We start from the raw sequence: 6321 nt of genomic DNA, 5'->3' as shown, positions 1-6321 counted from the left end.
CGCGCCTTCTTTGCTGACTTTCTTGGCAAGACAAGAAAGTCAGGCGGCTGCGGGACGCAATCCCGCCCTAAATCATTCGCGCCGCAGGCGCATAAAACCCAAGGCCGTAAGGTGCAATCCTTCGTAAGCATTTGAACCGAAGCGCACTGCGCCGAATGTACTGCTCCGATCTTATGCGCCTACGGCGCGAATGTATTGAGCGGCGCCCTTGCTCGAGTGAAGCCCATGAATTTGGCTGCGAACTAGGCTCTCGCTTGCGTGTGCTACGCTGGCCCCCTTCTCTTTCATTGCTTGCCATCAGGACCAACCATGCGAATTGCCGTCTTTGCCGCGCTTCTGGCTACCAGCAGTCTGCTTCATGCCGAGTCGATAGGCTCGGTCAATACCGTCTTCAAGCTGCTGGGACCCGATCATAAGATTGTGGTCGACGCCTATGACGACCCGGCCGTGAATGGGGTGACCTGCTATGTGTCGCGCGCCAAGACCGGTGGTATCAAAGGGGCGCTGGGGGTGGCCGAGGATAAGTCCAATGCCTCGATTGCCTGCCGGCAGGTCGGGCCGATCAGCATTCCCAAGCCGCTGCCCGAGCAGGAAGATGTGTTCGACGAGCGCCTGAGCCTGTTGTTCAAGCGGCTGCACATCGTGCGCATGGTGGACAAGAAGCGCAATACGCTGGTCTATCTGACCTATTCCGACAAACTGCTCGAAGGCTCGCCGCAGAACTCGGTCACTGCTGTGCCGATAGAGCGCTCGCAACCCATACCGGTGAAGTGAGGCGTGATGAGTTTGAAAGGTGTGGCGCTGGCTAGGCTGGTATGAAAAAAAGCCCTGACAGGTCAGGGCTTTTGGTATGTGGCTGGCGGAAAGGGAGGGATTCGAACCCTCGTTAGGATATTATCCTAAACACGCTTTCCAGGCGTGCGACTTAAACCGCTCATCCACCTTTCCGCGAGGACGCGCATTATGCCGCATCCGCCGCGCATCCGCAAACAATCATTTCCTTGCTGCCTGCAAACATGCCGCGATCTCGGTCACTTGCCGGCTGGCCGTTGCAGGCTGCTGCTGGCGCCATGCAGGCCGCATTCCTTGCTGTCCGGGTTCTCCCACCACCAGCGGCCGGCGCGGATATCTTCGCCGACGGTAATGGCGCGCGTGCACGGGGCGCAGCCTATGCTCGGGTAGTGGCGGTCGTGCAGTGCGTTATACGGTAGCTGTTCAGCCTTGATATAGGCCCAGACTTCTTTTTCGCTCCAGTCGAGCAGGGGATTGAACTTGTTCAGCCCGTTGGCGGCATCCCATTCCTGTTCCTGCATCTCGGTGCGGGTGGTCGATTGCTCGCGGCGCAGGCCGGTCACCCAGCTGTTTTGACCTGCCAGTGCGCGAGCCAGTGGCTCCAGCTTGCGTACGCGGCAGCATTGCTTGCGGGCCTCGATGCTGTGATAGAAGCCATTGATGCCATGCTCGTTTACATAGTGCTCAACCGATTCCGCTTTGGGAAAGTACACGGTGATGGGCGTCTGCGCATAGCGCTCGCGGCTGGTGTGCATCAGCTCATAGGTTTCACCGGGCAGGCGGCCGGTATCGAGGCTGAATACGCCGATATTGATGCCATGGCGGGCGATCAGGTCGGTCAGCACCATGTCTTCGGCGCCAAATGAATTGGCAAATGCCGCCGGGCTGTATTCGTCGGCAATCTTCCGGAGTACCGCAACGGTATGGTCGATTTTGTTTTGCAATGCGGGGTCGATGGCTTGGGTCATGGCTGGGCGTCCGCCTGTAAATGTTACGTTGTGTTGTCGTGGGAGCGCGTAAGCAACACCATTCGGCATTGGTGCGACTCAGGCCGGTATCTCCATGGCTGGCTACGGTTGACAGCGGTTCACCATCCGCCATGTTAGCCTTGCGGGCAAATAATCAATAAAGACTGATGTGTTAAGATTTTAGATAGAACAGTTATTTCACGGGATGGATCGGCCATGAAGCTGCAGCAGCTGCGTTACCTCGTCGAAGTCGCCAAGCAAGGGCTCAATGTGTCGGAAGCGGCCGAGGCACTGCATACCTCGCAGCCCGGTATCAGCAAGCAGATCCGCCTTTTGGAAGACGAACTCGGCGTGCTGGTATTCGTGCGCAATGGCAAGCGGGTGGTGGACGTTACCGCGCCGGGCAAGGAGATTCTCAAGATTTCGGAGCGCATTCTGCGCGAGGCAAAGAATCTCAAGCGGGTGGCCGAGGAGTTCGTCAACGAGCAGGAGGGTAGCCTGGTCATCGCTACCACCCATACCCAAGCCCGTTATGCCTTGCCCGATACCATCCATGACTTCCTGTCGCGCTTCCCGGGCGTCAAGCTGTCGATCAAGCAGGGCAGCCCGACGCAGATTTGCGAATTCGTGATGGATGGCAGCGCCGATATCGCCATTGCCACCGAGGGTATCGACCAATTCCCCGAGTTGACCGCGCTGGAGTGCTATCAGTGGAACCGCAGCGTCATCGTCCCGGAGGGGCATCCGCTCAGCAAACTCGGTCGGGCTATCACCATTGCCGATGTGGCCGCTTGGCCGATCATTACCTATGACTTTGCCTTTGCTGGCCGCTCCAAGATCAATCGGGCCTTCGAAGCGGCCGGGCTGGAGCCCAATGTGGTGCTGACTGCCATCGATACCGATGTGATCAAGACCTATGTCGGTCTCGGGCTGGGTATCGGCATCATCGCCAGCATGGCTTTTGATCCGGCGCGAGATGCGAATCTGCAGGCAATCGATGCCGCGCACCTGTTCGAGCCCTCGACCACCCGTATCGGCATCCGCCGCGATGCCTATTTGCGTGGCTATACCTATGCCTTTATCGAGCGCTTCGCACCGCATCTGACGCGCAAGGTGGTGGAGGCCTCGTTCAAGGTGGCGGAAGACTAAGTCACTGAATTCGTGATGCTCGTAATCCTGCCTCGTCTTCAAGGCCGCGCTTTTGCCGCGGCCTTGATGCTTTTGGGGCTGCGCCAGCAAAAACAGTTGGGCTGTTTGCGGATCTGGTATAACATTCTTCGTGGAATGTTTACTTTTGGGGGTGATCATGCAGCGACTTTTTGCATTGCTGGCCGGCATCAGCCTGACAGCCTGTGGTATCCAGATCGACCACGATGAAAAAACCGGCGATATCAAGTCGATCAATGTGTCGGTGGCCGAGTTGGGCGAGCGGGGCAATGGCAGCGAAAAGACCGAAACACGGTCGATCACCGCCGTTTCCGAAGTCCAGGCCGATGGTGCGATCGATGTCGAGGTCAGCATCGGCGATACCCCGAGTCTGACGGTGAGCGGCGATGCCAATCTGCTCAAGCTGATCGTTACCGAGCAGCAGGGTAGTCAGTTGCGCATACGCGCCGAGCGCTCGTTCTCATCCAATAATCCGGTAAGGGTGAAGCTGGTCACGCCGGCCTTGAAGGCAGCACGCCACGCTGGCTCCGGTGAGCTGGCGGTGGATGGCCTCAAGGGCGGCGATTTCGCCCTCGATGTGACTGGCTCGGGCGATACGCGCCTCGCTGGCAAGGTCGATACCCTGACGGCGCACTTGGTCGGCTCGGGTGATCTGGATGCCGATCAGCTGCAGCCGGGCAAGGTCGATCTCGATGTACTGGGGTCGGGTGATGTATCGCTGGGTCGCGTCTCGGTCGATACCTTCAAGGCGGCGGTCAAGGGCTCGGGCAGTGTGACGGCGTCTGGCTCGGCCAAGCAGCTCACCGGCAATGTACTGGGTTCGGGTGATCTGAACTTGGGCGATTTGCATGCCGAGGCGGCCGATGTCTCGGTGATGGGCTCTGGCGATATCGCCATCTTTGCCAGCCAATCGGTCAAAGCCACAGCTTCTGGTTCGGGCGAAGTGACGGTGGCGGGTAAGCCAGCCAAGACCGAAATCCACGGCGAAAACGTATCCCTGCAATAGTCAGCGCCGGGGCGGGTGACGGGCAGGCGGGGCGCGGAACGGCGGCCCAGCCTGCTAGAATGGCCGATTGCGCAGGAGTGAGCCATGGTCGTCACCTTTCCCGGCAGTAGCTACCGTTTGCATCAACCGTTTCCACCGGCGGGTGACCAGCCCACCGCCATTGCCCAGCTGGTCGAAGGCTTGGAAGACGGCCTGCGCTTCCAGACCCTGCTTGGGGTAACCGGCTCGGGCAAGACCTATACCATGGCCAATGTCATCGCTCGCACCGGCCGCCCGGCCATTGTGATGGCGCCGAACAAGACACTGGCGGCCCAGCTGTATTCGGAATTTCGCGAGTTCTTCCCGGAAAACGCCGTCGAGTATTTCGTCTCGTATTACGACTACTACCAGCCCGAGGCCTATGTGCCGAGCCGCGATCTGTTTATCGAGAAAGATTCGCAGATCAACGAGCATATCGAGCAGATGCGGCTATCGGCCACCAAGGCGATGCTGGAGCGGCCTGACTGCATCATCGTCGCCACTGTGTCGGCGATCTACGGTATTGGCGATCCATCCGACTATCACCAGATGATCCTGCATGTGAAGGAGGGCGAGCGCTTGCCGCAGGCCGACCTGATCGCCCGCCTGGTACAGATGCAGTACGAGCGCAATGAAATCGACATCAGCCGCGGCCATTTCCGGGTACGCGGCGATGTGATCGATGTATTCCCGGCTGAAAATGCCGACTTGGCAGTGCGAATCGGCATGTTCGACGACGAAATCGAACAGATCCAGCTGTTCGATCCGCTCACTGGCCATGTGCAGCAGCGTTTGGGGCGCTTTACCGTGTACCCGTCCAGCCACTATGTCACCCCGCGTGCCACCGTGCTGCGCGCCATGGAAACCATCAAAACCGAATTGCGCGAGCGGCTGGAGTTCTTCCATAAGGAGCACAAGCTGGTGGAAGCGCAGCGGCTGGATCAGCGCACCAAGTTCGATCTGGAAATGCTGCAGGAAATGGGTTTTTGCAAAGGCATCGAAAACTACTCGCGGCATTTTTCCGGTAAACCGGCTGGCTCGCCACCGCCGACCCTGATCGACTATCTTCCGCCCGGCTCGCTGATGTTCCTCGACGAAAGCCACGTGCTGATCGGCCAGATTGGCGCCATGTACAAGGGCGACCGCTCGCGCAAGGAAAACCTGGTCGATTATGGCTTTCGCCTGCCATCGGCGCTGGATAACCGGCCGCTGACGTTTGAAGAGTTCGAAGGGATGATGCCGCAAACCGTGTTTGTATCGGCCACGCCATCGAACTACGAAGCCGAGCATCAGGGCCAGGTAGTGGAGCAGCTGGTGCGGCCAACCGGCCTAGTCGACCCGGTGATCGAGGTGCGCCCGGTGGCCACCCAGGTCGATGACCTGATGAGTGAAATCCAGAAGCGCACTGCCATCGGCGAGCGGGTGCTGGTCACGACGCTGACCAAGCGCATGAGCGAGCAGCTCACTGATTACCTCGACGAGCACGGCATCAAGGTGCGTTATCTGCATTCGGATGTGGACACGGTAGAGCGGGTGGAAATCATCCGCGACCTGCGCCTGGGCGAATTCGATGTGCTGATCGGCATCAATCTGCTGCGCGAAGGCCTGGATATTCCGGAAGTGTCGCTGGTAGCGATCCTGGATGCCGACAAGGAAGGCTTTTTGCGCAGCGAGCGCAGCCTGATCCAGACCATAGGCCGCGCCGCCCGTAATCTGAACGGCATGGCCATTTTGTATGCCGACCGGATTACCGAGTCGATGAAAAAAGCCATCGGCGAAACCGAGCGGCGTCGCACCAAGCAGCTGGCATTCAATGCCGAGCATGGCATCGTGCCGCGCGGGGTGGTCAAACGCATCAAAGACATTATCGACGGCGTCTACGACGAGGAAGCCGCCCGCGTGGATAGGGCCGAGCGCCAGCAGCGCATGCTGCTGGAGGAGATGGACGAAAAGGCGTTGGCCAAATCACTCAAGACCATCGAAAAAGCCATGCTGGAAGCGGCCAAGAATCTGGAATTCGAGAAAGCCGCCGAATTGCGCGATCAATTGCACAAGCTGCGCGAGCGGGTGTTTGGGGCGGGTTGAGTGGGCGGGACTGCGCGATCAGAGTGCGGTGAGATTAATCGCGCTCCGCGCACAGGTATGCCATTGGGATTGTACGCTTTATGCGACGAGTTTTTGATTGACCGTTGAAAATAAGGTAAGGTGCTTCGCTTGTATGTTCGGCATCGGGAATGGCAAAGATTCGTAGGTCAATCAGATCTGCTGGGGTTGTTTTTTATACTGCGTATGAGTGATATGAATGAGATCTTTGGTTAGTGTATTTTTCGTGATTCTGCTAGTTCTGTTTTCTGGTTGTAAAAAGGCAAG

Annotated in this window: 5 protein-coding genes and 1 tRNA gene; 4 read left to right on the top strand and 2 right to left on the bottom strand. The window is 58.4% G+C overall.

What is annotated here, in order from left to right; translation table 11 throughout:
• Positions 1-309 precede the first annotated feature (309 nt).
• Positions 310-774 carry a CreA family protein gene (locus ACE3OH_RS17885; RefSeq protein ID WP_374356274.1) on the top strand — a complete coding sequence of 155 codons (465 nt, stop codon included), beginning with the start codon at positions 310-312 and terminating at the stop codon, positions 772-774.
• Positions 775-857: 83 nt separating this feature from the next.
• Here ACE3OH_RS17885 and ACE3OH_RS17880 read toward each other — a convergent pair.
• Together ACE3OH_RS17880 and ACE3OH_RS17875 are read right to left on the bottom strand one after the other, a co-directional pair.
• Positions 858-948: transfer RNA gene (locus tag ACE3OH_RS17880), tRNA-Ser, on the bottom strand.
• Positions 949-1031: 83 nt separating this feature from the next.
• Entirely contained in the window at positions 1032-1760 is a 729-nt protein-coding gene (locus ACE3OH_RS17875; protein ID WP_374356271.1) for a phosphoadenylyl-sulfate reductase, read from the bottom strand.
• Between the two features lie 216 nt (positions 1761-1976).
• On the opposite strand from ACE3OH_RS17875, the gene cysB reads away from it, so the two are divergent.
• The 3 genes from cysB to uvrB all read left to right on the top strand — a co-directional run bounded on the left by cysB (position 1977) and on the right by uvrB (position 6036).
• Complete coding sequence (gene cysB, locus ACE3OH_RS17870; RefSeq protein WP_374356268.1) at positions 1977-2909, top strand: HTH-type transcriptional regulator CysB; 933 nt, start codon at positions 1977-1979, stop codon at positions 2907-2909.
• A gap of 157 nt (positions 2910-3066) precedes the next feature.
• Complete coding sequence (locus ACE3OH_RS17865) at positions 3067-3933, top strand: head GIN domain-containing protein (RefSeq protein WP_374356265.1); 867 nt, start codon at positions 3067-3069, stop codon at positions 3931-3933.
• An 84-nt stretch (positions 3934-4017) separates the two neighbouring features.
• A complete protein-coding gene (gene uvrB, locus ACE3OH_RS17860) occupies positions 4018-6036 on the top strand; it encodes an excinuclease ABC subunit UvrB (RefSeq protein WP_374356262.1) in 2019 nt (672 codons plus the stop codon).
• Positions 6037-6321 lie beyond the last annotated feature (285 nt).

It is taken from the genome of Chitinimonas sp., assembly GCF_041904975.1.
Lineage (GTDB): Bacteria > Pseudomonadota > Gammaproteobacteria > Burkholderiales > Chitinimonadaceae > Chitinimonas.
The sequence above is the reverse complement of the archived record's forward strand: the minus strand, read 5'-3'. Positions and strand labels throughout refer to the sequence as shown.

Excerpts from the sequence above, each read along its gene's own strand:
- ACE3OH_RS17885 (WP_374356274.1), top strand. The coding sequence starts at position 310 with ATGCGAATTGCCGTCTTTGCCGCGCTTCTGGCTACCAGCAGTCTGCTT.
- ACE3OH_RS17875 (WP_374356271.1), bottom strand. The coding sequence starts at position 1,760 with ATGACCCAAGCCATCGACCCCGCATTGCAAAACAAAATCGACCATACC.
- cysB (WP_374356268.1), top strand. The coding sequence starts at position 1,977 with ATGAAGCTGCAGCAGCTGCGTTACCTCGTCGAAGTCGCCAAGCAAGGG.
- ACE3OH_RS17865 (WP_374356265.1), top strand. The coding sequence starts at position 3,067 with ATGCAGCGACTTTTTGCATTGCTGGCCGGCATCAGCCTGACAGCCTGT.
- uvrB (WP_374356262.1), top strand. The coding sequence starts at position 4,018 with ATGGTCGTCACCTTTCCCGGCAGTAGCTACCGTTTGCATCAACCGTTT.